Here is a 24,418-nt window from a genome sequence, read left to right as displayed (position 1 = left end):
CACCTTGGAATTTCCCATGTCCGCTACCCCCTTGACCTTCTATGGCTTCCCGCTGTCCGGCCACGCGCACCGCGTCGCGCTGATGCTGTCGCTGCTGAACGTGCCGCACCGCCGCGTCGACGTGGACCTGCCCGGCGGCGAGCACAAGCGTCCGGAATTCCTGGCGCTCAACGCGTTCGGCCAGGTGCCGGTGATCGATGACAACGGCACGGTGGTGGCGGACTCGAATGCGATCCTGGTTTATCTGGCCATGCGCTACGGCGGCCAGGCCTGGCTGCCCAGCGATCCGGCTGGCGCGGCGGCGGTGCAGCGCTGGCTGTCGGTCGCCGCGGGGCCTCTGGCAAGCGGTCCGGCGACGGCGCGGCTGATCACTGTGTTCGGCGCGCCGTATGACGCGGACACAACCGTGGCCCGCTCGCATGCCTTGCTGGGCGTGATGAATGCCGAACTTGCCCAGCGCGACTATCTGGCGGGCGCCCATCCCAGCATCGCGGACGTGGCGTGCTACGCCTACGTGTCGCACGCGCCGGAAGGCAATGTGTCGCTGGCCGACTACCCCCATGTGCGCGCCTGGCTGGACCGCATCGAACACCTGCCCGGCTTCGTGCCGATGGCGCGCACGGCGGCTGGTCTACAGGCCGTTTGAACCCGTAGCGGCTGCAACGACAAGGAATGCACCATGACCCTCGCTGACTCGACCCCGGAAAAGACTTCGCCCTGGCATGCGGGCGAACGCATGTTGCAGACGCATGTTGGCGTGGCCGATCGCATGGCGCAGATCGGCCCCAAGATCATCCGCGATTTCATGCCGGACCAGCACCGCGATTTTTTCGCGCAATTGCCGTTTCTGGTGCTGGGCGCGGTGGACGCGCAGGGCGATCCCTGGGCCGGCGTGCTGGAAGGCGAGCCGGGTTTTGCCTCGTCACCCGATGCGCACACCTTGCGCGTTGCGGCCATGCCGGACGAGTCGGATCCGCTGCGCGCGGGCATGGGCCCCGGTCAGGCGGTGGGGCTGTTGGGCATCGAATTGCACACGCGCCGGCGCAATCGCATGAATGGCCGCATCGCCGCGTGGAACGGCAAGCGCTTTGATGTGGCGGTCGCGCAGTCGTTCGGCAATTGCCCACAATACATCCAGTCGCGCGATTTCTATTTCTCGCGCTCGCCAGCCTTGCACTTCGCCGACGCGCGCCCCGAAACCGAGCGCCTGGATGAAGCGGCGCGGGCGATGATCCGGGCGGCCGACACGTTCTTTGTGGCCTCGTATGTAGGCGATGCCGACGCCCGGGCGGTGGATGTGTCGCACCGGGGCGGCAAGCCGGGATTCGTGCGGGTGGATGGCGACGTGCTGACCATTCCCGATTTCTCCGGCAATCGTTTTTTCAATACCTTGGGCAACCTGACGGCCAACCCGCGCGCCGGATTGGTCTTCATCGACTTCGAGCGCGGCGACGTGTTGCAGGTCTCGGGTCGGGCCGAGGTCATTTTGGACAGCCCCGAGATCCAGGACTTTGCAGGCGCGGAGCGGCTCTGGCGTGTGCATGTGCGCCGCGTGTTGCGGCGGCCCGGCGCCTTGGCGCTGCGCTGGCGCTTCGGCGACTATTCGCCGACCGCGCTGGCCACGGGGCAGTGGCCGGGCTAGACGGGCGCGGGCGTGGTCTTTTGCACCACCGTGTCATCGGGCGCAAGAACGCGCCCGTCCTGAGCGCGGATTTCAAGCCGGCGCACAGGCTGGCCGCGCTTGCGGTCGATCAGCGTCGAGTGCGCTTCGGTCGGGCCGTAGTAATGGTCTTCCCCCCATTGGCGCAGGCCGACGATGACCGGAAACAGCGCGCGGCCTTTGTCGGTCAGCACGTATTCCTGATAGGCGCTGCCATCCGAGGCCGGGGCAACGGCCAGGATGTCGTGCGCGACCAGGGTGCGCAGCCGGTCGCTGAGGATGTTCTTGGCCACGCCCAGGCTCTTCTGGAATTCGCCAAAGCGGCGCACGCCGTCGAACGCATCGCGCACGATCAGCAACGACCACCAATCGCCGATGGCGTCCAACGAGCGCGCCACCGGACAGGCGGCGCCTTCAAGACTGGTGCGTTTGACCATGTCTGGCCCTTAAAGCAATGGTTGACGGGGAGGGAGCTTCAGGCGGTGTGGCGAGCAAATTACGGACGTAATGGTTGCATTATAAAACCTTGGGGTCTAGCATTCTGGTTTCGTAATAAAACCACAAGGAAACGCGATGCCCGATCCCTCCCAACCCCCAACCGATCCTTCGGCCCGGCCGCTGCCCACCTCGCTGGTCATGTTGCTGGCCGTGGCTTGTGCCCTGAGCGTGGCCAACGTGTATTACGCGCAGCCCTTGCTGGATGCGATCGGGCGTGAGTTCGCGCTGAATGAGGGGGCGGTGGGCGTGGTGGTCACGGCGACGCAGCTGGGCTGCGCGGTGGCGCTGCTGTTTGTCGTGCCGCTTGGCGATCTGCTGGACCGGCGCCGGCTGATGCTGGCCCAACTGGGCCTGTTGGTGCTGGCGCTGGCGGCGGTTGCACTGTCGGCCAATACGCCGTGGTTGCTGGCGGGCATGGTCGCGCTGGGTCTGCTGGGCACGGCGATGACGCAAGGGCTGCTGGCGCTGTCCGCCGCGCTGGCCGCGCCCGCCGAACGCGGCCGGGTGGTGGGCGCGGCCCAGGGCGGCGTGGTGATCGGCTTGCTGCTGGCGCGCACGGTGGCGGGCGTGGTGGCCGATGCCTGGGGCTGGCGCGCCGTCTATCTGGTGTCCGCCGCGTTGGCGGCCGTGCTGGCGGTGGTGCTGATGCGCCGCCTTCCGCAACGCCGCCTGCCCACGGCGACGCTGTCGTACTGGGCCTTGTTGCGGTCCATGGCGACGCTGCTTGCCACCGAACCCGTGCTGCGCGTGCGCGGCATGATCGCGCTGCTGATGTTTGCGGCCATCAGCGTGTTCTGGACGGCGCTGGTGCTGCCCTTGAGCGCGCCACCGCATTCCTTGTCGTACGCGGCGGTGGGTGCGTTCGGCCTGGTGGGCGTGCTGGGTGTGCTGATGGCTGCCCGAGCCGGGCGCTGGGCGGACCGCGGGCTGGGCCAGCGGACCACCGGGGCGGGCCTCGTCCTGCTATGCCTGGCGTGGGCGCCCATTGCGCTGCTGGATCACAGTTTGTGGGCCTTGGCGCTGGGCGTGCTGGTGCTGGATGTGGCGTTGCAAGCGCTGCATGTCACGAACCAGACGATGATCTTCAGCATCGGCGCCCAGGCGCATAGCCGCCTGGTGGGCGGCTACATGATGTTCTACGCGGTGGGCAGCGGCCTGGGCGGCATCGCGTCCACGGGGGTGTACGCGCGCGCCGGCTGGGCGGGCGTGTGCGTCCTGGGTGCGGCGATCAGCGTGTCGGCATTGCTGTTCTGGCTGGCGACGCTGCCGCGCAAGGCAGCGTCACCACCGTCGCGTCAGGGCTGTACCGCGTAGTCCCTGGACCCCAGCACCACGGCGGCCAGGCCCGGCGCCTGCGTCAGCTTGTGCAGCGCGTAAGTCTGCGCCGTGGCGATCTTGGCCTGATGGAACTCGGGGTCTTCATCCCGATGATCCAGGCTGGCCAGCAGCGCGCGCGCCATCTGCCAGCCCGCCAGCGTCGTGCCCGCCAGCAGCAGGTAAGGCACGGCCGACCCGAACACGGCGTTCGGCGCGCTAGCCGCGTTGGCCAGCACGAAGTCCACCACGTTGGCCAGAGCCAGCCGCGCCTGGCGCAGCGGCTTGAGCATCAGGTTGGCAGCGGGTTCGCTGCGCGCTTCCAGTTCGGTTTCGGTCTGGCGGATGGCGTCCAGCAGGCCCTGGGCCACCGCGCCGCCGTCGCGCAGCGTCTTGCGGCCGATCAGGTCGTTGGCCTGGATGGCGGTCGTGCCTTCGTAGATGGTCAGGATGCGGGCGTCGCGGTAGTACTGCGCCGCGCCGGTTTCCTCGATGAAGCCCATGCCGCCGTGCACCTGCACGCCCAGGCTGGCGACGTCGATGGACATCTCGGTGCACCAGCCCTTGACGATGGGCACCAGGAATTCCTGGATGGCCAAATGGCGCTTGCGTTCGTCGGCGTCCGGGCTGGCGTGGGCCAGGTCGGCGTGGCCGGCGGTGACGTAGGCCAGCGCGCGGCCCGCCTCGGTCAAGGCGCGCATCGTGCCCAGCATGCGGCGTACGTCGGGGTGATGGATGATGGTGACGGCATCCCGCGAGGACCCGTCCACCGGGCGGCTCTGCACGCGCTCGGCGGCATAGGCCAGCGCGTGCTGGTAGGCGCGGTCGGCAATGGCGATGCCCTGCACGCCCACGGCATAGCGCGCGGCATTCATCATGATGAACATCGCGTCCAGCCCACGATTTTCCTGGCCCACCAGATAGCCCAGCGCGCCGCCCGCATCGCCAAACTGCAAGGTGGCCGTGGGGCTGGCCTTGATGCCCAGCTTGTGTTCGATGGATACGCAGGTGACGTCGTTGCGTGCGCCCAGCGAGCCATCTTCATTGACCAGGAACTTGGGCACCAGGAACAGCGAAATGCCCTTCACGCCGTCGGGGGCGTCGGGCAGGCGGGCCAGCACCAGGTGCAGGATGTTCTCGGTCAGGTCGTGATCGCCATAGGTGATGAAGATCTTGGTGCCCGACAGGCGGTACGTGCCGTCGCCCACCGGCTGCGCGCGCGTGCGGATCATGGCCAGGTCCGAGCCGGCTTGCGGTTCGGTCAGGTTCATGGTGCCGGTCCATTGGCCGGAGATCATCGGGCCGATGAAGCGCTTTTTCAATTCCGGCGATCCGGCCGTCAGCAGGGCCTCGATGGCGCCATTGGTCAGCAACGGGCACAGCGCGAACGACAGATTCGCGGCGTTCAGCATTTCGGAACACGGCGATCCGATCAGGCCGGGCAGCCCCTGGCCGCCGTACTCGACTGGGTGCGACATGCCTTGCCAGCCGGCTTCGGTGTACTGGGCAAACGCCTGCTTGAAGCCGGGCGCGGTGGTGACCACGCCGTCGCGCCAGCTGCTGGGTTCGCGGTCGGCCGGGTGGTTCAGCGGGGCCAACACCTCGGCGGCGAACGTGGCGGACTCTTCCAGCACCGCTTGCGCGGTGTCGGGCGTGGCCTCCTCGAAACCGGGCAGGGCGGCGACTTGCCGCAGGCCGGCCAGATGGTTCAACACAAACAACATGTCTTTCACGGGGGCGTGGTACGTCATGGCCGAAAAACTCCTGTGATGAAAGGGCAGGGGGCGCCGGCGTCAGGCGGCTTTGTTGGGGCTGTCGGCGGGGGTATCCGTGGCCGGCTCGTCCGAAGAAGAGGCGGGCGCGGTGGACGGGCCCGCCAGGTCGATGGCCTTTGTCGCGCCGACCGCGGCGCGCAATTCGAATTTCTGGATCTTGCCGGTGGATGTCTTGGGCAATTCGCCAAAGCGCACCGCGCGCGGCACCTTGAAGCCGGGCAGCAGCAGCTTGCAGTGCGCGATGATTTCCTCGGCGGTGGCGCTGGCGCCGGCTTTCAGTTCGACAAAGGCGCACGGCGTCTCGCCCCACTTGGGATCGGGCATGGCCACGACCGCCACCGCCGCCACGGCCGGGTGCCGGTAAAGCGCGTCCTCGACTTCGATGCTGGAGATGTTCTCGCCGCCCGAAATGATGATGTCCTTGCTGCGGTCCTTGATACGCACGTACCCGTCCGGCGTCATCACGCCCAGGTCGCCCGTGTGGAACCAGCCGCCCGCGAAGGCCTCGTCGGTGGCGCGTTCGTTCTTCAGATAGCCCTTCATGCAGATGTTGCCGCGGAACATGATTTCGCCCACGGTCTGTTCGTCGGCGGGCACTTGCTGCATGGTTTCGGGGTTGCGCACCGATACGCCGGCCTGCAAGTGGTAGCGCACGCCCTGGCGCGCGGTCAGCTGGGCGCGGCGCTCGTCGTCCAGCGCGTCCCACGATTCCTGGCGGGCGCAGACGGCGGCAGGTCCATACACCTCGGTCAGCCCGTACACGTGCGTGAGTTCGAAACCGATCTCGCGCATCTTGGCGATGACGGCGGGCGCGGGTGCGGCCCCGGCCACCATGGTGCGCACCGTGTGCGTGATGCCCGCGCGCATGTCGGCTGGCGCGTTGGCCAGCGCGCTTTGCACGATGGGCGCGCCGCAGTAATGGGTGACGCCTTCGGCGCGGATCAGGTCGAAGACGGTCTGCGGATCGAACTTGCGCAGGCACACGTTCACGCCCGCTCGCGCGGCGACGGTCCAGGGAAAGCACCAGCCATTGCAATGGAACATTGGCAGGGTCCAGAGATAGACCGCGTGCTTGGGCATGTCCCATTCAAGAATGTTGCTGACCGCGTTCAGGTACGCGCCGCGATAGTGATAGACCACGCCCTTGGGGTCGCCGGTAGTGCCCGAGGTGTAGTTCAGCGCAATCGCGTCCCATTCGTCGGCGGGCGGCTGCCACGCGTAATGGGGCGAGGCGTCGGCCAGGAAGGCTTCGTAATCGACGGCCCCCGGCAAGGTGGCGGGGGCGCTGTCCAGGTCGTGGACCGAAATGATGCGCAAGTGCGGGAATTCGGCGCGGGCGCGTTGGGCGATATCGGCGAATTCGGTGTCGACGATCAGCGCGCGGGCTTCGCCGTGGCCCAGCATGAACAGCACGCTGGGCGCATCCAGCCGGGTGTTCAGCGTGTTGAGCACCGCGCCCAGCATGGGCACGCCGAAGTGCGCTTCGACCATGGCGGGTATGTTGGGCAGCATGACGGCGACGGTGTCGCCGCGGTGGATGCCCGCCTGTTCCAGTGCATTGGCCAGCCGCTGCGCGCGTTCGTAGGTCTGGCCCCACGTGCGGCGCACCTTGCCATGCACCACCGCCAAACGCTGGCCATACACTTCGGCCGCGCGGGCGATGAAGTCCACCGGGGTCAGGGCGGTGTAGTTGGCGTCGCGGCGCGCCAGGCCATGGTCGAACATGCTGCTCATGCGTAGTCTCCGAGTGGGGCGCGCGGGCGGCCCCTGTCTTGTTCGAGGTTTGCTGATCGCGGAAAGTTTGATTCCCGTCGCTTGCGTGAGCTTAGGGGCGGGCCGAAAATGCTGTCTGTCGCCTGCATGACAGACCGCCGGCCGACCCTGCAAACTGCCAGTTTTACACGGTTCCGCCCATGTCCGATGTTTCAAACATTGTTTCCGCCGCCGCCCTGGCCGAGCTGTTTCGCGCCTGTTCCTGGTTTGGCGCGCTGCAAGCCAGCCACCAGGATCTGGTGCTGGCGACCTCGCGCGCGGAACACGTGGCCAATGGGGCCTGGATTGCGCGGCGCAATGCGCCCTCGGACTACTGGCTGGGCGTGCATACCGGCCTGCTCAAGCTGGCCATCTATAACGAATCGGGACGCAGTTGCACGTTTTCGGGAGTGCCCCGGGGCGGCTGGTTCGGCGAAGGCAGCGTCATCAAGCGCGAGCTGCGCAAATACGATGTGGTGGCGATCCAGCCCTCGCTGGTGATGGCGGTGCCGGCTGCGACGTTCCACGCGCTGCTGGCCGCCAGCCTGCCGTTTTCGCATTTCGTCATCGGCCAGTTGAATGACCGCATGGGCGAATTCATCGCATCCATCCAGAACCATCGCCTGCTGGACGCCGATGCGCGCGTGGCGCAGTCGCTGGCGCAACTGTTCAATCCGCAGCTGTATCCGTCCACCGACCTGACGCTGGCCATTTCGCAGGAAGAACTCGGCTATTTGACGGGCTTGTCGCGCCAGCGCGTGAACCAGGCTTTGCAGACCCTGGCCGACGCCGGCATCCTGGCGCTGGCGTATCACCAGATCAAGGTGCTGGACCTGGCCCGTTTGCGGCAGTTCGGCCTGGACCAGATCTAGCCGCGATCAGCGCGGCGCCAGGGCCCGCGCCAACGCGGCGCGCGCCAGGATGCGGGTGGAGTCCAGCGTGGGCAGCACGCAGTTGCCGTCGTTCAGCACCAGCGGCAGTTCGGTGCAGCCCAGCACCACCGCGTCGCAGCCCGCGTCGCGTAAACGCTGGACGATGGCTTGCAGGCGCACCACCGAGACCGGCTGGAAGTCGCCATAGACGAGTTCATCCATGATGATGCGGCCCAGCTCGGCGCGGTCTGCCTTGTCGGGACGGACGAAGTCCAAGCCTTGCGCGCCCAGCTTCTCGGGGTAGACCTCGCTATCGACCAGCCATCGCGTGCCCAGGATGCCCAGGCGACGGAACCCGCGCGCATGGGCCTGGCGGGCGACTTCCTCGGCGATGTGCAGCCAGGGCAGCGGCGAGCGTGGCAGCACATGGCCCATCGCCTGATGGATAGTGTTGTCGGGGCAGATCAGGAAATCGGCCCCGGCGCGCGCCACCTTGTCGGCGGAAGACAGCATCAGCGCGCCGACGCCGGCCAGGTCGTCCTTATCCAGGCACGCGACGTAATCCGCCAAGGAATGGGTGTGCAGGGAAATTTCGGGGTGCGCATGCGGCCCCATGCGCTGCGCGCCTTCCGCGCACAGCGTGCGATAGCACAGCGCTGCGCCTTCGGCCGAGCAGGCAACGATGCCGATATGCAAAGGGACGGTGTTCATGGCGTGGGTTCCCGGTTCAAGTCGCTGGTCCCGTATTTTCCACGTCTTGCGCCGGTGGTGTTAAATACGCTTTTCCCGGACAGTGAACGCGGGCCCACGGGCTTTAGCGAAGGAAACAACATGGCATTCGATTTTGATCTGTTTGTGATCGGCGCGGGCTCTGGCGGCGTGCGCGCGGCCCGTTTCGCAGCGGGCTTCGGCGCGCGCGTGGCCGTGGCGGAAAGCCGCTACCTGGGCGGCACCTGCGTCAACGTGGGCTGCGTGCCCAAGAAGCTGCTGGTCTACGGCGCCCACTACAGCGAAGACTTCGAACAGGCCCATGGCTTTGGCTGGAGCGCAGGCAAGCCGTCTTTTGACTGGGCCACGCTGATCGCCAACAAGAACCGCGAAATCGAACGCCTGAACGGCATCTACCGCAATCTGCTGGTCAATAGCGGCGTGACGCTGCTGGAAGGCCACGCCCGCATCGTCGACCCCCATACCGTCGAAATCAACGGCCAGCGCCACACCGCCGCCAACATCCTGGTCGCCACGGGCGGCTGGCCGAGCGTGCCGGACATTCCCGGCAAGGAACACGCCATCACCTCGAACGAGGCGTTCTTCCTGCCGGAATTGCCGCGACGCGTGCTGGTGGTGGGCGGCGGCTACATCGCCGTCGAATTCGCCTCTATTTTCAATGGCTTGGGCGCGCAGACCGTGCAGGCCTACCGTGGCCCCCTGTTCCTGCGCGGCTTTGATCAGGGCGTGCGCGAACACCTGCGCGACGAGCTGTCGAAAAAGGGCGTAGACCTGCGCTTTTTCACCGACCTGGCCCGTATCGACAAGCAGCCCGATGGCTCGCTGGCCGCCACGCTGAAAGACGGTTCGGTCATCGAGACCGATTGCGTCTTCTACGCCACGGGTCGCCGTCCGATGCTGGACAACCTGGGCTTGGAGAACACCGGCGTCAAGCTGCGCGAAGACGGCTTCATCGAGGTCGACGACGAATACCGCACGGCCGAGCCGTCCATCCTGGCGATTGGCGATGTGATCGGCCGCGTGCCGCTCACGCCCGTGGCGCTGGCTGAAGGCATGGCCGTGGCGCGCCGCCTGTTCCGCCCCGAGGAATACCGCAAGGTGGACTACAAGCTGATTCCGACCGCCGTGTTCAGCCTGCCCAATATCGGCACGGTGGGCATGACGACTGAAGAGGCGCGCGAAGCTGGCTACGAGCTCAAGATCTTCGAAAGCCGCTTCCGGCCGATGAAGCTGACGCTGACGGAGTCGCAGGAAAAGACGCTGATGAAGCTGATCGTGGACGCCAAGACGGACCGCGTGCTGGGCGTGCACATGGTCGGCCCCGATGCGGGCGAGATCGTGCAGGGCATCGCCGTGGCGCTCAAGGCGGGCGCGACCAAGCAGGTGTTTGACGACACCATCGGCATCCACCCGACGGCCGCCGAAGAATTCGTCACGCTGCGCACGCCGGTTGCGCAGTAAGAGGCGGTTCTTCACGGCGCCATGAGCGGTCGCGCGGCAAGAGGCTTGCCCCGCCGCGCGCCGATCTCGCAGTAAGCAGCCAGCCGCCGCCCGCGCTCGCTACAGGCGTTCGATCATCGCGCGCGCGGCGGCGGGGGCGCGCTCCTTGGCGCCGTTGATGAAAAATGCGTAGACGTCCTGTGCACGGTGTGGCGTCGAGGGCGTCGAGCCGACGCGGGGCAGGTCGGCCGGATCGGCGCCGCGCGCCCAGTCGCGCAGCCTGTCGGCCCACGCGTCCAGCACCTTGGGCGCGTAGCCTGCCTTGAAGGCAGTGCTGGCGCGCATCAGCCGCGCATAGACAAAATCGGCGGTGCGGTCGGCGATGGACGGAAAGTCCTCGCTGTCGGTATAGACCGTGGCGGCCTGGTGGCGGCGGGCCAACTCCAGGTATTCCTCGCAGGCAAAGCTGGCATGGCGCACGTCCAGCACGTGGCGCAGCGGCAGGCCGTCGACCTTGTCGGGCAGCAGCGCCAGGAATTCGCCGAAGTCGTCGGCGTTGAAGGTCTTGGTCGGCGCGAATTGCCACACCACGGGTCCCAGCTTGGGGCCAAGTTCCGCAATGCCGCTATGGATGAAGCGATGTATGGAATCGCCCGCGCCGGCAAGCTCGCGCCGGTTGGTCGCGTAGCGCGAGGCCTTGAGCGAAAAGACGAAACCTTCCGGCGTTTCGTCGCGCCACTTGGCGAACGTGGCGGGCTTTTGCGTGCTGTAGTAGGTGCCGTTGATCTCAATCGCGGTGAGCTGCTGGCTGGCGTATTCCAATTCACGCGCGTGCGGCAAGCCTTCGGGATAAAACGTGCCGCGCCAGGGCGCGTAGGTCCAGCCACCGATACCGACGCGAATTGTGGGCGGGCGTTCCACCACGGACGGATGACGTTTCGGCATGTCCAGGTGCTCCATGCAGTCCAACGAATCGGTCCACTGTATCGCCAGCCGCGTGGGCTCGTAAAGCAGCCAGCGCCAATCGGCATGCGGCTTCTGGGGCAGTGTGGCGTTGGCGACACGTCCGCGTGGCGGCGGTCGCGCGTTCAAAAAAAAACCTGTTCCGATACAGTTTTGCGATAACGTGTGCGAATCCCATTTCGACATCCTCCGGCGCGCGCCGGTTCATCATGCCCGACCTGACTCATCTTCTGACGTTCGCCCTGGTGGCCCTGGGCATGGTGCTGACCCCCGGCCCCAACATGATCTATCTGGTGTCGCGATCCATCTCGCAAGGGGCGCGCGCCGGGCTGATATCGCTGGGCGGCGTGGCGGTCGGCTTCATCTTCTATGTCTGTTGCGCGGCCTTTGGCATCACCGCCTTGCTGCTGACGGTGCCGCTGGCCTATGACGCGCTGCGCATCGGCGGCGCGATGTACCTCTTGTATATGGCCTGGCAGGCGATCCGCCCGGGTGGCCGCTCGCCGTTCCAGGTGCGCGAACTGCCCCGCAGCAGCCCGCGCACCCTGTTCACGATGGGGCTGGTGACCAATCTGCTCAACCCCAAGATTGCAGTGATGTATGTGTCGCTGCTGCCGCAATTCATCCAGCCCGACCACGGCAGCGTGTTCACGCAGTCGCTGGCGCTGGGCATGACGCAGGTGGTCATCAGCCTGTCGGTCAACGCCGTCATCGCCATCACAGCCGGGTCCATCGCGGGCTTTCTGGCGGGCCGGCCCTTGTGGATGGTGATCCAGCGCTGGCTGATGGGTACCGTGCTGGCCGGGCTGGCCGTGCGCATGCTGATGGACGCGCGCCGCTGATGCCGCAGGACGACGGATTTTTCGGCTCGCTCGGCGTCATGCTGGGCGAAGCGCTGCGCGCGGTGGTGGGCGGCATCAAGTGGCTGCTGGGCGGTTTGGGCGGCGCGCTGGGAGACTTCTACGGCGGGCTGTCCAAGGCGATGGGCATGAACCCGTCGATCTTCAACTTCGTCCTGCTGGTGCTGGGGCTGATGTTCCTGTGGGCGGCCGTCAAGGCGCTGCTGCGCCGCTCGGTGATCGGGTTTCTGTTCTGGCTGGTGTTGGCGGTGCTGGTCCTGGGCGGCCTCGTCCACTAACGCCGCACCTGATCGGCCAGTTCACCCAGGCGGCTGACCAGTGCGGGAAAGCGGTCGGCGCTGGTGTTGCCATAGCCGATCACCAGCCCGTTGTCTTCGGCGCGCGGCGCCATCGCGAAGGTCGATAGCGCGCTGGGGTTCATGCCCACCTGACGCGCCAGCGCCACGATGGCCTGATCGGGAAATTCCGGCGGCAGGCGCACCGTCAGATGCAGGCCGCTGTGCCCGCCCAAAACCTCGTGATCCACGCGCAAATGCGCGGCCAGCGCGTCGCGCAACGCCGCCTGCCGTTCGCGGTACAGGCGGCGCATGCGGCCCAGATGGCGCGAGAATTGCCCGTTGTCGATGAAGGCGGCCAGCGTCAGTTGTTCCAGCCGATGGCCGCCGCGCAGCATTTCAACGACCGAGGGCAGGGCGCTTTGGGCCAGCGCCTCGGGCAACACCAGGAAACCCAGGCGCAGCGCGGGAAACAGCGTCTTGCTGAACGTGCCTACGTACAGCACGGGCGCATCGGGCAGCAGCCCCTGCATGGCCGCGATGGGATCGCCCTGGTGCCGGAATTCGCTGTCGTAGTCGTCTTCGATGATCCACGCGCCGGCGCGCCGCGCGCGTTCCAGCAAGTCCAGCCGGCGCGCCACCGACAGTACGGCGCCGGTGGGATATTGGTGCGTGGGCGTGGTCTGGATCAGGCGCGGCGGGTGGGTCCGCCAGGCCTCTTCCGGAATGACGATGCCGTCCGCGTCCACCCGCATGGCCACCACGTTCAGGTCGCCGCCATGAAAGGCGGACTTGGCCCCGCGATAGCCGGGCTCTTCGAGCCAGGCGGTGTCGCCGGGGTTGGTCAGCAACTGCACGCACAGCGCCAGCGCGCCCTGGGCCCCTTCGGTGATGACGATGCGGGAGGCGTCGCAGTGCACGCCGCGCGACACCCGCAGATACTGCGCGATGGCTTCGCGCAGCGCGGGTTCGCCTATCGGATGGCCATAGCCCAGCGTGGCGGCGGGCGCGGCTTGCAGCGCGCGGTCTTGCGCGCGCCGCCAGGCGTTCAGGGGAAACTGTGTCAGCGCCGGCGTGCCGGGCGTCATCGGCAACGAGCTGTCGGCGGGCGCGCGCGTGGCGACGATGCGCGACAGCCGTGTGGCGGTGGCGGGAGCGGCCGGAGCGGGCGGGCCAGATGGCTGCGTCCGCGCCGCCCGGCCCGCCTGCGCAAGCGGGGCGGCCGATAGCGGCGCGACGCGCGTGCCCTGGCGGTCGGCGATGACATAGCCTTCGGCCGTCAATTGTTCGTAGGCGATCAGCACCGTGTTGCGTGAAATTGCCAGATCTTCCGACAAGGCGCGCGAGGACGGCAGCTTGCCGCCCGCCGGCAATTGGCCTGCCAGGATGGCTTGCTTCAAGCGCTGGATCAGTTGCCGCTGACGCGGTGGCGCGCCGGGGCCGCGCGCAAGCGGGCTCGATAGCAGGGCGGCGTCGGCGGGGGAGTGCTGGCTGGGTGTGTTCATGGTCCGACGGTGCATGGCGCGATGGCTCATGGCCCCATTAAATTCAAGAATCGTGGTGCTTTTTATGATGCCACGATTCCGATATCGTGAGGCCCTGCGTGTTGCGTCCGCCACGGCCGGCGGCGCGCGCTTAACTGGATGAGGCTCCGTCGCATGCAACCCCGCGTCAATGCATTTCAACAACCTATCGGCCCCGACGTACCCGGCTGGAGCGCCCGCGCGCGGCCGCCGCTGACGCCGGCCATCGGCCGTTACTGCCGGCTGGAACCCTTGTCGGCGGGCCGGCACGCGGCGGATCTGTACGACGCGTTCAGCCGGGCGCCGGACGATAGCGACTGGACCTACATGGGCATCGGCCCCTTCAAGGACGCCGCCGCGTACCGGGCGTTTGCCGACGCGGCCCAGGCGGGCAGCGACCCGCTGCACCACGCCATCATCGACCTGGCGACGGGGCGGGCCGTCGGCACGCTGGCGTTGATGCGCATCGACCCGGCCAACGGCGCCATCGAGGTCGGCTTCGTGTCGTACTCGCGCCAACTCAAGCGCACCCGCATCGCTACCGAGGCGCAATTCCTGCTGATGCGCCGCGCCTTCGATGAGCTGGGCTACCGCCGCTATGAATGGAAGTGCGACAGCCTGAACGCGCCGTCGCGCCAGGCGGCGGCGCGGCTGGGCTTCCAGTTCGAAGGCATCTTCCGCCAGGCCACGATCTACAAGGGCCGCAGCCGCGACACCGCATGGTTCTCGATCATCGATGGCGAATGGCCGGCGCTGCGCACCGCCTACGAGCGTTGGCTGGACCCCGAGAACTTCGACGCGCAAGGCATGCAGCGCCACGGCCTGTCTGATCTGATCGCCCAGGAACGCGCCGCGTGCGCCTGATTCCGGTGGCGTTGGCCCTGTTCTGGGGGCTGAACTGGCCGGCGGTGAAGATCATCCTTTCAATCTTCCCGCCGTTCACCCTGCGCGTGCTGGGCCTGGGCAGCGGCGCGGTGCTGCTGTTGCTGCTGGCGCGCGCCAAGCGGCTGGCGCTGTTGCCGCCGCGCGCTGCGTGGCCGGGCATCGTCGTGGGCGGCGTGCTGGCCGTGGCCGTCTTCAATCTGGCGGTGGCCTGGGCGCAACTGAGCACCAGCACGTCGCGCGCGGCGGTGCTGACTTTCACCATGCCGATGATGTCGGCGCTGCTGGCGTGGCTGGTGCTGGGCGAACGCCTGGACCGGCGGCGCGCGCTGGCGCTGACGCTGGGCGCGGCAGGCGTGGCGATCCTGGCCTGGCCGGTGCTGCGCGCGGTGTTCGCCCAGCACGATCTGGCCGCGACAAAGGGGCTGGTGTTTCCGCTGGTGGCCGCGTTCGGCTGGGCGGCCGGCACGGTGTATCTCAAGCGCTGGCCCGTGGCGGGCCATCGCATCGTGGTCACGGCGTGGCAGTTGGCGGTGGGCGCGGCCTGCGCGCTGGCCGGCGTGCTGATCGCGGGTGAGTCGTTTCCCACCCAGGGCTGGAACGGCCGCATCGTGGTGGCGCTGTCGTTCCACATCATCCTGGGAACGGCGGTGGCCTATTGGTTGTGGTTCGTATTGAGCGAGCGCGTCAGCGCCACGGTGGCCGCGCTGACAACGCTGATGGTGCCGGTGGTAGGCGTGCTCGGGGCGATGGCCCTGGTGGGCGACCGGCCGGCCGCCGCCGACTGGTGGGGCTTTGCCTTCGTGCTGGCGGGCGCGGCGCTGATCGTGCTGAACCTGGGGCGCTCGCGGGGATAGCCCATCCGTCCGATCAGATCCGCCGATGGCGCAACCACTGCTTCACCAGTTCGCCGCCGCTGACCAGCGTGATGCCCAGCAGCACCAGCACCGCGCCAATCGCAAAGCCCGCATCCAGGGGCTCGTCCAGGATCAGCACGCCGAAGCTCACACCGAACAAGGGCGTCATGAAAGACAGGATCGACAGGCGCGAGGCCAGGTAGCGGCGCAGCAGCCAGAACCACGCCAGGTAGCTGGACAGCGCCACCACCACAGCCTGGAACGCCACGCTGGCCAGGGCCGACGGCGTGGGCTGGATGGCATGCTGGCCGGTGGCCACGGCATAGGCCAACAGGCCGACGGCCGCCACGGCCATCTGATACAGCAGGGTTTTGGACGGGGCGGCCTCGGACAGCGAGGTTGCGCGGATGGCGACCGTGGTGGCGCCCCACAACAGCCCGGCCGCCAGGCCCATGGCGTCGCCCAGCAGCATGTTGGCGGCGCCGGCGGCTTCGCGCGGCGCGCCGCCCTTGAACAGAAAGGCCACGGCGATGCCGCCGAAAGCCACCGCCACGCCCAGCCATTGCAGCGGTTGCATGCGTTCTTCCGGCTGCAGCCAATGCAAGCCCAGGGCGGCGAAGATCGGCGCGGTATATAAGAACACCGACATGTGCGAGGCCGTGGTGTACAGCAGCCCCTGGGCCACGAACAGGAATTCCGCGCCGAACAGCAGCCCGACGAGCAGGCCCGGCAGCGCCGTGCCGTCGCGCACGGCGCGCAAGCCTTCAGCGCGCCACACCACCACCAACAACACCAGCGCGGCGAAGCTGGAGCGCAACGCGATCTGCATGATGGGGGCGATGTCGGCGGCAACCAGCTTGATGGCGATCTGCTGGAAACCCCAGCACACGCACAGGATCAGCATGCCGCTCGTGGCCAGCGCGTCCAGCGGCAGGCGCAGCGGCTTGGTGGCGGGGGCCGTCACGGCAATTCGGCGGGGTAGCTGTCCAGCGCCAGGCCGATCTGCTGGCGCAAGTCCCATTCGGCCAGCGTGGATTGCACCGGACCGAAAAAGGCGCCGTCGCGCGTGACGAACATGGCGGGCAGGTGAAAGACTTCGTAGCGTTCGACCAGGCCGCGGTTATCGCCCGCATCGACCCAGCAGATCCGTTCCACCGGCAGCTCCAGCGCGGGCAATTGTTCGCGCGCGATGCGGCAGGTGCCGCAGGTGCGGCTATGGAAGACCAGCAGCGACAAGCCGGGCGCGTCCAGCAGGAAACGGTCGGCGGTGCTGTCGTTCAGTTCTATCTGTTCCATGGGGTTCATCCGGGGCAAGGCAGCCATTATGGCAGCGCGCCGCCCCGTGGCCGGCGATAACCGTGGGGGCGGAGGGGGTGTGACGGCTCAGGCGCCGCGCAGCACGCGATCCAGTTCCAGGACCGACTGATACAGCACGCGCGTGCCGTCCAGCAGTTGCGCCGGTTCGATCCATTCTTCCGGGCAATGGCTGCGGCCATTCAGGCAGGGGATGAAGATCATGCCGATGGGGCCGGTGGGCGCCATGTAGACGGCATCGTGGCCCGCGCCGCTGGGCAAACGCATCGACGCATAACCCAGCTGGTCGGCCGCGGCCTTCACGGCGTCCATCACCAGCGGCGAACAGTCGGTCGGCTGCGCGCGGCTCAGGGGCGAGAAGCCGGCCGTCAAGCGCAGCGCCTTCAGATCGTCGGCCACGCCCGCCATCAGCGTTTCGGGAAAGCTGTCCAGCACGGCATTGCTGTCGCTGCGCATTTCCAAGGTCAGTTCGACGCGCCCGGGCACGGCGTTGGCGGCGTTGGGCGTCATCGACAGCCGGCCCACCGTGGCCACCACGTAATGCGGGTTGCCGCTGGCGGCGCTGGCCTGGCGGCTGGCCGCGTCGATGATGCGCGCGGCGCCCACCAGGGCGTCGCGGCGGATGTCCATGGGCGTGGTGCCGGCGTGATCGGGCTGGCCTTGCACCACGATCAGCACGCGGCGGATGCCGACGATGTTGGTCACGACGCCAATCGGCAGGTTGCGGCTTTCCAGCACCGGGCCCTGTTCGATGTGCAGCTCGACAAAGGCCGCCGTGCCGTCCGGGCCGCGCAGCGGCGCATTCAGCGCGGCGGGGTTGCCGCCGATGCGCGCAATGCCCTGGGCCAGCGATTCGCCCTCGGGATTGCAGGCGGCCAGCATGTCGGCCGTGAGCTGGCCGCTCAAAGCGCGGCTGCCCACGCACGAGATGCCGTAGTCGCTGGGTTCTTCGGACAAGAAGTCGATGACTTCAAACGGGTGGTCCAGCGTGATGCCGTGCTCGTTGAGCGTGTGCGCGACTTCGATGCCCGCCAACACGCCGATGATGCCGTCAAAGCGGCCGCCGGCCATCACCGTGTCGCAATGCGAACCGGTGGCAATCGGCTTGCGCGACGGGTCGCGGCCCGCACGCGTACCGATCAGGTTGCCGCCCGCATCCAGCCGCGTCGCCAGTCCGGCCTCTTCGAACTGGCCGCGCAACCAGGCGCGCGCGTCGTCGAACAGCGGGGAAAACGCGCGCCGCGTCCAGGGGACATCGGGCAACGTGAATCGGGACAAGGCTTCAACGCGGGACCACAGGCGCTCGGCGTTGAGCGGCGGAAAAACGGGGGAGGGGGAAGTCGGGTGCGGCATGAAAATTCCTGAAGATGCGCCAGGGATTATGTCATGGCGGGCCGACGCTCCCGCTTCAGGAAAGCGGCCGCCAGGACGGCTCGCGCTTTTCCAGGAAGGCGGCGACGCCTTCGCGCGCCTCGTCGGTGGCGCGGCACGCGGCGATGCGCTCGACGGTGTCGGCGATCAGCGCCGCGTCGATGGGCTTGCCCGCGAAATCGCGCACCAGCCGCTTGCTGGCCTTGACCGCGTCCGGGCCATTGGCGCACAGCGTGCGGCAGAGCGCGTCGGCCGCTTGTTGCAATCCGTCGGCGGGCACCACGTCGTGCACCAGGCCCAGGCTTTTCGCGGTCGCCGCGTCAAAGCGTTCGGCCGTCAGGAAATAGCGATTGGCGGCGCGTTCGCCCATGGCGCGGATGACGTAAGGGCTGATCGTTGCCGGCAACAAGCCCACGCGCGTTTCCGACAGGCAGAAGTGCGCGCCGTCGGCGGCGATGGCGATGTCGCAGGCCGCCACCAGGCCCATGCCGCCCGCGTAGGCGTCGCCGTTCACGCTGGCGACCACCGGCTTGGGGCAGGCCCAGATGGCGTGCAGCATGTCCGCCAGGCGCGAGGCGTCCTCGCGGTTGTCCGCCTGGGTATGCGTGGCCATTTTGCGCATCCAGTTCAGGTCGCCGCCCGCGCAGAACGCCTTGCCCGCCCCGGTCAGCAACAGCACCCGCACGTCAGGATCCTGCGCCGCCTGGCGGACGGCGTCGGTCAGCGCGGCGATGAGCGTTTCATCGAAGGCGTTGCGCATGTCGGGCCGGTTCAGCGTCAGACGGGCAATGGCGCCGTCGCGCACGACATCCAACGGGGCGTTCATGGGCATGGGGGTCTCCTTGGTGTTGATTCTGGCTCAATAAATTGTGGGGATATGGAAGACGATTCTAGGAGCAAACTTCGCTATCAGCGGTAGGTGGCGGAAAAATATTGAGTTATCCTCAAAAAAATAATGGAGCGAGACATGGATTCCCAATCGGCCGCACAAGCCGCAGACGCACGCTACGCGTCGGTGTTCAGACCCGGGCTGTTCGAGGGCAAGACCATCGTGGTGACTGGGGGCGGCAGCGGCCTGGGGCGCTGCACTGCGCACGAGCTTGCGTCGCTGGGGGCGAACCTGGCGCTGGTGGGGCGCAAGCCGGACAAGCTGGAAGCGGCCGGCGCGGAGATCGCGCGCGTCTATCCCGAGGCCGCGGGCCGCCTCAGCCTGCATGCCTGCGACATTCGCGATGAAGCCGGCGTGCGTGCTGCGGTCACCGACGTGCTGGCGCGCCACGGCGCCATCGACGGCCTGTTCAATTGCGCGGGCGGGCAGTTTCCCGCGCCGCTGGACCGCATCAGCCTGAACGGCTGGAACGCCGTGGTGCAGAACAATCTGCACGGCACCTTCCTGATGGCGCGCGAGGTCTACACCCAGCACATGCGCCAGCATGGCGGGGCCATCGTGAACATGCTGGCCGACATCTGGGGCGGCATGCCCGGCATGGGGCATTCGGGCGCGGCGCGCGCCGGCGTATGGAACCTGACCGAAACGGCGGCCTGCGAATGGGCGCATGCGGGCGTCCGCGTCAATGCGGTGGCGCCGGGCTGGATTGCCTCCAGCGGCATGGACAGCTACGACGAGTCCTACCGCGCGGTGCTGCGCGAATTGAAGACCCGCGTGCCGCTGCAACGATTCGGCACCGAGGCCGAGCTGGCGGCGGCCGTGGTGTTCCTGCTGTCGCCGGCGGCCGCGTTCATCAACGGCACGGTCATCCGCGTGGATGGCGGGGTGCCGAACGCACGCCATTCCTGGACCTTGCAGCCGGCCGACCGCGGCGAGGTCTACAACGGCTTTCCTCAGTACGTGGCGCCGTCCTTGTTTTCCGATCCGGCCGACGCCTCGGGGCCGGTCGCTTCCTCGGACGCATGAAGCCGATCCAGGGCGTCGCGCACCTCGCTGCGGAACTGGGCCAGCGCCAGCGCGTGCCGCTGCGGCGGTTGCAGCGCCTGCCACAGGAATCCGACGAGCTGGTCGGCCGTGGCGGCCACGTCCACCCGCGCGCCGCGCAGGATCGCGTCCCAAAGCACGTGCTCCATCGGGCCGTAGACGGTCGAACGCAAGAGGCGCAGCGGCATGTCGCGCCGGATATCGCCATCGGCCTGCCCTTGCGCCAGGATGCGCATCAGCGGCGCGGTGTAGCGGCGTTGCAGGCCCGCGTAGACCTCGCCGAAATCGTCATTGCGCGCGCGCCCCTCGGACAGGATGAAGGCGCACAGCCCGGGCCCCTCGGCCAGCAGGTGGCGCAGATGGGTATGCACCAGATAGTGCAGCTGCGCGCGCGCGCCGTGCACGTGCGGCAGGTTGTCTTCCACCTTGGCGATGATTTCGTCATACCAATCACCGATCACCCGCACGCACAATTCACGCTTGCCGCCGAAGTACGTGAAGATCGTGGCTTCGGACACGCCCAGCCGCTGGGCGATCTCGGTGGTCGTGGCGGCCTGGAACCCGGCTTCGGAAAACACCTGGCGGGCCATGTGCAGGATGTCGCGGATGCGCTGTTCGGACTTGGCGCTGGCCGGCGGGCGGCGGATCGGAACGACGGGGGTTTTTTCCATGCGGACGGCAGAAGGGCGGTGGGGCGAGGCTTAATATTGAGCCAGGGTCAAGCAAGTTCAGCAAGCCCTGGGTGATCCATAACAACATCAGAGACAAAACCATGCTGTCCCGAAAGGAATCCTACAAGCAGCTTGTGTCCGAATTCCAATGGCAGGTGCCGGATACCTACAACATTGGCGTGGACGCCTGCGATAAATGGGCCGACGGCAGCGGCCGGCTGGCGCTGATCTTCGAAAAAAGCGACGGCGCGCAAACGCGCTATTCGTTCGATGACATCAAGACGCAGTCGAACCGGCTGGCGCACAGCCTGACGCGCCACGGCGTACGGCGCGGCGACCGCGTGGCGGTCTATCTGCCGCAAGCGCCCGAGACGGCGGTGACGCATATCGCCGTCTACAAGATGGGCGCGGTGGCGGTGCCGCTGTTCACGCTGTTCGGCGTGGACGCCATCCAATACCGGTTGGCCAACAGCGGCGCGGCGGCGCTGGTCACCGACACCGAGGGTTGCCGCAAGCTGCGCGAGATACGCGCCAGCCTGCCAGACTTGAAAGTCATCTATTGCATCGATGGCGATGGCGACGGCGAGGCCGTGCCGTTTCACCCCGCGCTGGCCTTGGAACCGGACCATTTCGAGCCGGTCGCCACGCGCGCCGACGACCCCGCCGTGATCATCTACACGTCGGGCACGACGGGCAAGCCCAAGGGCGCGCTGCACGCGCATCGCGTCCTGCTGGGGCACCTGCCCGGCGTCGAGATGTCGCACGAGTTCTTCCCCGAAAACGCCGCCCTGATGTGGACGCCCGCCGACTGGGCCTGGATTGGCGGGCTGCTGGACGTGTTGCTGCCGTCCTGGCACCACGGCGTGCCCGTGCTGGCCCGCCGTTTCGAGAAATTCGACGGCACGGCCGCGCTGGAACTGATGGCGCGCCACGGCGTCACGCATACCTTCCTGCCGCCGACCGCGCTGAAGATGATGCGAGGGTCCGCGTATCCGGACGCCGCCGGCCCGCTGGCGCTGCGCTCGGTCGCCAGCGGCGGCGAATCGCTGGGCGCCGAACTGATCGACTGGGGCCGCCGCGTGCTGGGCGTGACCATCAACGAGTTCTACGGCCAGACCGAATGCAACATGCTGGTGTCGTCATGCTCATCCCTGTTCGATCCGGAAATCGGCGCGATCGGGCGCGCCGCGCCGGGTCACCGGGTGGCTATTGTGGATGACCGGGGCGTTGAAGTGGCCGATGGACAGGAAGGCAACATCGGCGTATTGCGGCCGGACCCCGTCATGTTCCTGGGCTATTGGAACAACCCCGAGGCCACCGCCGACAAGTTCGTCGGCGACTACCTGTTGACGGGCGACCTGGGCGTGCGCGACGCGCAAGGCTTCATCCGTTTCGTGGGGCGCAACGACGACGTCATCACCAGCGCCGGCTACCGCATCGGGCCGGCGCCCATCGAAGATTGCCTGATCGGCCACCCCGCCGTGCGCATGGCGGCGGTGGTTGGCGTGCCGGATGCCCAACGCACGGAAATCGTCATGGCGTATGTGGTGCTGAACGACGGGGTCACGGGCGACGACGCGCTGGTGCGCGATTTGCAGGCGCATGTACGCACACGGCTGGCCGCGCATGAGTATCCGCGCGTCATCCGCTTTGTAACCAGTTTGCCCACGACGGCCACCGGCAAGATCATCCGTCGCGAGTTGCGCGACGGGAAGTACCGTTGAGTCCGTCTCAACCCGTGACAATCTCGTCCATGTGGATGGGTTGACGGGTTGCCCCGCGCTGCAAGTATGATGGCGCAAATTACATACGGCCCCACGCAATTGGGGCCGTATCACCATTCGTCTAAGCATGGAGATAGCCCCAATGAATAAGCCATTGGATGGGGGTTTGGCTGCGTTGAACGTGCCTGCCTACGTCAAGCACCGCGGCCTGATTGACTGGGTAGCCAGTTTTGTAGCACTGGCCAAGCCCGATCGCGTGGTCTGGTGCGACGGTTCTCAGGAAGAATACGACCGCTTGTGCGAACAAATGGTCCAGGCCGGCACGATGCGCAGGCTCAACCCCGCCAAGCGGCCCAATTCCTTCCTGGCGTGCTCGGACCCCTCCGATGTGGCGCGCGTGGAAGACCGCACCTTCATCTGTTCCGACCGCGCTGAAGACGCCGGCCCCACCAACAACTGGGCCGACCCGGCTGAAATGCGCGACACGTTGAACGGCCTGTTCGACGGCGCCATGCGCGGCCGCACGCTGTACGTCGTGCCGTTCTCGATGGGCCCCCTGGGTTCGGACATCGCCCACATCGGCGTCGAATTGTCCGACAGCCCCTACGTGGTCGTGAACATGCGCATCATGACGCGCATGGGCAAGGCGGTCTATGACGTGCTGGGCACGGACGGCGACTTCGTGCCCTGCGTGCATTCCGTGGGCAAGCCGCTGGCGGCAGGCGAAGCCGACGTGCCGTGGCCGTGCAACCCCACCAAGTACATCGTGCATTTCCCCAAGAGCCGCGAAATCTGGAGCTACGGTTCGGGCTATGGCGGCAACGCGCTGCTGGGCAAGAAGTGCTTCGCCTTGCGCATTGCCTCCACCATGGGCCGCGATCAGGGCTGGCTGGCCGAACACATGCTGATCCTGGGCGTCACCTCGCCCAAGGGCCGCAAGTACCACGTGGCGGCGGCATTCCCGTCGGCCTGCGGCAAGACCAACTTCGCCATGCTGATCCCGCCGCAAGGCATGGACGGCTGGAAGGTCACCACCATCGGCGACGACATCGCCTGGATCAAGCCGGGCCCCGATGGCCGCCTGCACGCCATCAACCCGGAAGCGGGCTATTTCGGCGTGGCGCCGGGCACCAGCGAGCAGACCAACTTCAACGCCATGGCCACGCTCAAGGCCAACGTGATCTTCACCAACGTGGCGCTGACCGATGATGGCGACGTGTGGTGGGAAGGCATGACCGACACGCCGCCCGCGCACCTGATCGACTGGCAGGGCCAGGACTGGACGCCCGCCATCGCGCGCGAAACCGGCCGCAAGGCGGCGCACCCGAATGCGCGCTTCACCGCGCCGGCCGCGCAATGCCCGTCCATCGACCCCGAATGGGAAAACCCCAAGGGCGTGGTCATCGACGCGTTCATCTTCGGCGGCCGCCGCTCGACCACCGTGCCGCTCGTCACCGAAGCGCGCAACTGGGTCGAAGGCGTGTACATGGCCGCCACCATGGGCTCGGAAACCACCGCCGCCGCCGTCGGGCAGCAGGGCGTGGTGCGCCGCGACCCCTTCGCCATGCTGCCGTTCTGCGGCTACAACATGAGCGATTACTTCAACCACTGGTTGAAACTGGGCAAGCAGCTGGAAGCCGCTGGCGCCACCTTGCCGCGCATTTACTGCGTCAACTGGTTCCGCAAGGGACCCGACGGCAAGTTCGTCTGGCCGGGCTTTGGCGAAAACATGCGCGTGCTGCGTTGGATGCTGGGCCGCATCGATGGCGAATCCAAGGGCGTGGACCAGGTGTTTGGCGTATCGCCCAGCTACCAGGACATCGACTGGACCGGCCTGGAGTTCACGCCGGACAAGTTCGAACAGGTCATGTCGGTGGACGCGGCTGCGTGGCGCGATGAACTGGCGCTGCACCATGAATTGTTCGGCCAGCTGTCGCAGGGCTTGCCTGAAGATCTGCCCGCCACCAAGACGAAGATCGAAGGGCGTCTGGTCGCCTGACCTGGG

23 protein-coding genes are annotated in these 24,418 nt (G+C 67.3%); 12 read left to right on the top strand and 11 right to left on the bottom strand.

Going from position 1 to position 24,418, the window contains the following annotated elements:
• Positions 1-16: 16 nt before the first annotated feature.
• On the top strand, positions 17-646 hold the full coding sequence (locus API01S_RS26980) for a glutathione S-transferase family protein (RefSeq protein ID WP_061306589.1): 630 nt from the start codon (positions 17-19) through the stop codon (positions 644-646).
• A 33-nt stretch (positions 647-679) separates the two neighbouring features.
• Positions 680-1,642 carry a pyridoxamine 5'-phosphate oxidase family protein gene (locus tag API01S_RS26975; protein WP_061306588.1) on the top strand — a complete coding sequence of 321 codons (963 nt, stop codon included), beginning with the start codon at positions 680-682 and terminating at the stop codon, positions 1,640-1,642.
• Here API01S_RS26975 and API01S_RS26970 read toward each other — a convergent pair.
• Positions 1,639-2,097 carry a winged helix-turn-helix transcriptional regulator gene (locus API01S_RS26970; protein WP_050729172.1) on the bottom strand — a complete coding sequence of 153 codons (459 nt, stop codon included), beginning with the start codon at positions 2,095-2,097 and terminating at the stop codon, positions 1,639-1,641. The two genes, API01S_RS26975 and API01S_RS26970, sit on opposite strands and share 4 nt — an antisense overlap.
• Positions 2,098-2,233: 136 nt before the next feature.
• On the opposite strand from API01S_RS26970, the gene API01S_RS26965 reads away from it, so the two are divergent.
• A complete protein-coding gene (locus tag API01S_RS26965; protein ID WP_061306587.1) occupies positions 2,234-3,472 on the top strand; it encodes an MFS transporter in 1,239 nt (412 codons plus the stop codon).
• Here the strand turns inward: API01S_RS26965 and API01S_RS26960 are convergent.
• Positions 3,454-5,223, bottom strand: a complete 1,770-nt coding sequence (locus tag API01S_RS26960; RefSeq protein WP_061306586.1) for an acyl-CoA dehydrogenase — start codon at positions 5,221-5,223, stop codon at positions 3,454-3,456. The two genes, API01S_RS26965 and API01S_RS26960, sit on opposite strands and share 19 nt — an antisense overlap.
• 42 nt (positions 5,224-5,265) lie before the next feature.
• Complete coding sequence (locus tag API01S_RS26955; protein ID WP_061306585.1) at positions 5,266-6,981, bottom strand: acyl-CoA synthetase; 1,716 nt, start codon at positions 6,979-6,981, stop codon at positions 5,266-5,268.
• A gap of 179 nt (positions 6,982-7,160) precedes the next feature.
• On the opposite strand from API01S_RS26955, the gene API01S_RS26950 reads away from it, so the two are divergent.
• Positions 7,161-7,871: a Crp/Fnr family transcriptional regulator gene (locus tag API01S_RS26950; protein ID WP_061306584.1), complete on the top strand. Its 711-nt coding sequence runs from the start codon at positions 7,161-7,163 to the stop codon at positions 7,869-7,871.
• A 6-nt stretch (positions 7,872-7,877) separates the two neighbouring features.
• Here the strand turns inward: API01S_RS26950 and API01S_RS26945 are convergent, their stop codons facing one another.
• The gene (locus tag API01S_RS26945; RefSeq protein WP_061306583.1) at positions 7,878-8,582 is read right to left on the bottom strand and encodes an aspartate/glutamate racemase family protein; all 705 of its coding nucleotides are present in this window, start codon (positions 8,580-8,582) and stop codon (positions 7,878-7,880) included.
• A 120-nt stretch (positions 8,583-8,702) separates the two neighbouring features.
• Here API01S_RS26945 and gorA point away from each other — a divergent pair, with 120 nt between their 5' ends.
• Complete coding sequence (gene gorA / locus API01S_RS26940; RefSeq protein WP_061306582.1) at positions 8,703-10,061, top strand: glutathione-disulfide reductase; 1,359 nt, start codon at positions 8,703-8,705, stop codon at positions 10,059-10,061.
• A gap of 99 nt (positions 10,062-10,160) precedes the next feature.
• On the opposite strand, the gene API01S_RS26935 is transcribed toward gorA, so the two are convergent.
• Positions 10,161-10,985: a DUF72 domain-containing protein gene (locus API01S_RS26935; RefSeq protein WP_039884052.1), complete on the bottom strand. Its 825-nt coding sequence runs from the start codon at positions 10,983-10,985 to the stop codon at positions 10,161-10,163.
• A 227-nt stretch (positions 10,986-11,212) separates the two neighbouring features.
• Between API01S_RS26935 and API01S_RS26930 the strand changes: the two genes are divergently transcribed.
• The gene (locus tag API01S_RS26930) at positions 11,213-11,845 is read left to right on the top strand and encodes a LysE family translocator (protein WP_006218825.1); all 633 of its coding nucleotides are present in this window, start codon (positions 11,213-11,215) and stop codon (positions 11,843-11,845) included.
• Positions 11,845-12,141, top strand: coding sequence for a hypothetical protein (locus tag API01S_RS26925; protein WP_006218826.1), 297 nt, complete (start codon positions 11,845-11,847; stop codon positions 12,139-12,141). The genes API01S_RS26930 and API01S_RS26925 overlap by 1 nt, the downstream gene beginning before the upstream one ends.
• On the opposite strand, the gene pdxR is transcribed toward API01S_RS26925, so the two are convergent.
• Entirely contained in the window at positions 12,138-13,658 is a 1,521-nt protein-coding gene (gene pdxR, locus API01S_RS26920; RefSeq protein WP_084802514.1) for a MocR-like pyridoxine biosynthesis transcription factor PdxR, read from the bottom strand. The two genes, API01S_RS26925 and pdxR, sit on opposite strands and share 4 nt — an antisense overlap.
• A 138-nt stretch (positions 13,659-13,796) precedes the next feature.
• Between pdxR and API01S_RS26915 the strand changes: the two genes are divergently transcribed.
• Both API01S_RS26915 and API01S_RS26910 read left to right on the top strand, forming a co-directional pair.
• Complete coding sequence (locus tag API01S_RS26915) at positions 13,797-14,525, top strand: GNAT family N-acetyltransferase (protein WP_061306581.1); 729 nt, start codon at positions 13,797-13,799, stop codon at positions 14,523-14,525.
• Complete coding sequence (locus API01S_RS26910; RefSeq protein WP_061306580.1) at positions 14,516-15,400, top strand: DMT family transporter; 885 nt, start codon at positions 14,516-14,518, stop codon at positions 15,398-15,400. The genes API01S_RS26915 and API01S_RS26910 overlap by 10 nt, the downstream gene beginning before the upstream one ends.
• Before the next feature lie 13 nt (positions 15,401-15,413).
• Here the strand turns inward: API01S_RS26910 and API01S_RS26905 are convergent, their stop codons facing one another.
• From API01S_RS26905 to API01S_RS26890, 4 genes are all read right to left on the bottom strand, one after another.
• Entirely contained in the window at positions 15,414-16,304 is an 891-nt protein-coding gene (locus tag API01S_RS26905; RefSeq protein ID WP_061306644.1) for a DMT family transporter, read from the bottom strand.
• Positions 16,305-16,360: 56 nt separating this feature from the next.
• Positions 16,361-16,696 carry a thioredoxin family protein gene (locus API01S_RS26900; RefSeq protein ID WP_039883134.1) on the bottom strand — a complete coding sequence of 112 codons (336 nt, stop codon included), beginning with the start codon at positions 16,694-16,696 and terminating at the stop codon, positions 16,361-16,363.
• 87 nt (positions 16,697-16,783) lie between these two features.
• Positions 16,784-18,067 (bottom strand): Zn-dependent hydrolase, encoded by a 1,284-nt coding sequence (locus API01S_RS26895; protein ID WP_050729161.1) that lies wholly within the window; start codon positions 18,065-18,067, stop codon positions 16,784-16,786.
• Positions 18,068-18,122: 55 nt separating this feature from the next.
• Positions 18,123-18,911, bottom strand: coding sequence for an enoyl-CoA hydratase/isomerase family protein (locus API01S_RS26890; RefSeq protein WP_061306643.1), 789 nt, complete (start codon positions 18,909-18,911; stop codon positions 18,123-18,125).
• A 141-nt stretch (positions 18,912-19,052) separates the two neighbouring features.
• Between API01S_RS26890 and API01S_RS26885 the strand changes: the two genes are divergently transcribed.
• Positions 19,053-20,000 carry an SDR family oxidoreductase gene (locus API01S_RS26885; RefSeq protein WP_061306579.1) on the top strand — a complete coding sequence of 316 codons (948 nt, stop codon included), beginning with the start codon at positions 19,053-19,055 and terminating at the stop codon, positions 19,998-20,000.
• On the opposite strand, the gene API01S_RS26880 is transcribed toward API01S_RS26885, so the two are convergent.
• Positions 19,928-20,689, bottom strand: a complete 762-nt coding sequence (locus API01S_RS26880; RefSeq protein ID WP_061306578.1) for a TetR/AcrR family transcriptional regulator — start codon at positions 20,687-20,689, stop codon at positions 19,928-19,930. The two genes, API01S_RS26885 and API01S_RS26880, sit on opposite strands and share 73 nt — an antisense overlap.
• A gap of 101 nt (positions 20,690-20,790) precedes the next feature.
• On the opposite strand from API01S_RS26880, the gene API01S_RS26875 reads away from it, so the two are divergent.
• Together API01S_RS26875 and API01S_RS26870 are read left to right on the top strand one after the other, a co-directional pair.
• The gene (locus API01S_RS26875) at positions 20,791-22,413 is read left to right on the top strand and encodes an acyl-CoA synthetase (RefSeq protein WP_061306577.1); all 1,623 of its coding nucleotides are present in this window, start codon (positions 20,791-20,793) and stop codon (positions 22,411-22,413) included.
• A gap of 142 nt (positions 22,414-22,555) precedes the next feature.
• Positions 22,556-24,412: a phosphoenolpyruvate carboxykinase (GTP) gene (locus tag API01S_RS26870; protein ID WP_039883136.1), complete on the top strand. Its 1,857-nt coding sequence runs from the start codon at positions 22,556-22,558 to the stop codon at positions 24,410-24,412.
• The last annotated feature ends 6 nt before the right edge of the window (positions 24,413-24,418 follow it).

This window comes from Achromobacter piechaudii NBRC 102461, assembly GCF_001571245.1.
Taxonomy (GTDB): Bacteria; Pseudomonadota; Gammaproteobacteria; order Burkholderiales; family Burkholderiaceae_B; genus Achromobacter; species Achromobacter piechaudii.
This window is presented reverse-complemented; position numbering and strand designations above follow the sequence as displayed.

What these genes read in the sequence shown, in the direction of transcription:
- API01S_RS26980 (WP_061306589.1), top strand. Translation starts at nt 17, where the DNA reads ATGTCCGCTACCCCCTTGACCTTCTATGGCTTCCCGCTGTCCGGCCAC.
- API01S_RS26975 (WP_061306588.1), top strand. Translation starts at nt 680, where the DNA reads ATGACCCTCGCTGACTCGACCCCGGAAAAGACTTCGCCCTGGCATGCG.
- API01S_RS26970 (WP_050729172.1), bottom strand. Translation starts at nt 2,097, where the DNA reads ATGGTCAAACGCACCAGTCTTGAAGGCGCCGCCTGTCCGGTGGCGCGC.
- API01S_RS26965 (WP_061306587.1), top strand. Translation starts at nt 2,234, where the DNA reads ATGCCCGATCCCTCCCAACCCCCAACCGATCCTTCGGCCCGGCCGCTG.
- API01S_RS26960 (WP_061306586.1), bottom strand. Translation starts at nt 5,223, where the DNA reads ATGACGTACCACGCCCCCGTGAAAGACATGTTGTTTGTGTTGAACCAT.
- API01S_RS26955 (WP_061306585.1), bottom strand. Translation starts at nt 6,981, where the DNA reads ATGAGCAGCATGTTCGACCATGGCCTGGCGCGCCGCGACGCCAACTAC.
- API01S_RS26950 (WP_061306584.1), top strand. Translation starts at nt 7,161, where the DNA reads ATGTCCGATGTTTCAAACATTGTTTCCGCCGCCGCCCTGGCCGAGCTG.
- API01S_RS26945 (WP_061306583.1), bottom strand. Translation starts at nt 8,582, where the DNA reads ATGAACACCGTCCCTTTGCATATCGGCATCGTTGCCTGCTCGGCCGAA.
- gorA (WP_061306582.1), top strand. Translation starts at nt 8,703, where the DNA reads ATGGCATTCGATTTTGATCTGTTTGTGATCGGCGCGGGCTCTGGCGGC.
- API01S_RS26935 (WP_039884052.1), bottom strand. Translation starts at nt 10,985, where the DNA reads ATGCCGAAACGTCATCCGTCCGTGGTGGAACGCCCGCCCACAATTCGC.
- API01S_RS26930 (WP_006218825.1), top strand. Translation starts at nt 11,213, where the DNA reads ATGCCCGACCTGACTCATCTTCTGACGTTCGCCCTGGTGGCCCTGGGC.
- API01S_RS26925 (WP_006218826.1), top strand. Translation starts at nt 11,845, where the DNA reads ATGCCGCAGGACGACGGATTTTTCGGCTCGCTCGGCGTCATGCTGGGC.
- pdxR (WP_084802514.1), bottom strand. Translation starts at nt 13,658, where the DNA reads ATGCACCGTCGGACCATGAACACACCCAGCCAGCACTCCCCCGCCGAC.
- API01S_RS26915 (WP_061306581.1), top strand. Translation starts at nt 13,797, where the DNA reads ATGCAACCCCGCGTCAATGCATTTCAACAACCTATCGGCCCCGACGTA.
- API01S_RS26905 (WP_061306644.1), bottom strand. Translation starts at nt 16,304, where the DNA reads ATGCTGATCCTGTGCGTGTGCTGGGGTTTCCAGCAGATCGCCATCAAG.
- API01S_RS26900 (WP_039883134.1), bottom strand. Translation starts at nt 16,696, where the DNA reads ATGGAACAGATAGAACTGAACGACAGCACCGCCGACCGTTTCCTGCTG.
- API01S_RS26895 (WP_050729161.1), bottom strand. Translation starts at nt 18,067, where the DNA reads ATGCCGCACCCGACTTCCCCCTCCCCCGTTTTTCCGCCGCTCAACGCC.
- API01S_RS26890 (WP_061306643.1), bottom strand. Translation starts at nt 18,911, where the DNA reads ATGAACGCCCCGTTGGATGTCGTGCGCGACGGCGCCATTGCCCGTCTG.
- API01S_RS26885 (WP_061306579.1), top strand. Translation starts at nt 19,053, where the DNA reads ATGGATTCCCAATCGGCCGCACAAGCCGCAGACGCACGCTACGCGTCG.
- API01S_RS26880 (WP_061306578.1), bottom strand. Translation starts at nt 20,689, where the DNA reads ATGGAAAAAACCCCCGTCGTTCCGATCCGCCGCCCGCCGGCCAGCGCC.
- API01S_RS26875 (WP_061306577.1), top strand. Translation starts at nt 20,791, where the DNA reads ATGCTGTCCCGAAAGGAATCCTACAAGCAGCTTGTGTCCGAATTCCAA.
- API01S_RS26870 (WP_039883136.1), top strand. Translation starts at nt 22,556, where the DNA reads ATGAATAAGCCATTGGATGGGGGTTTGGCTGCGTTGAACGTGCCTGCC.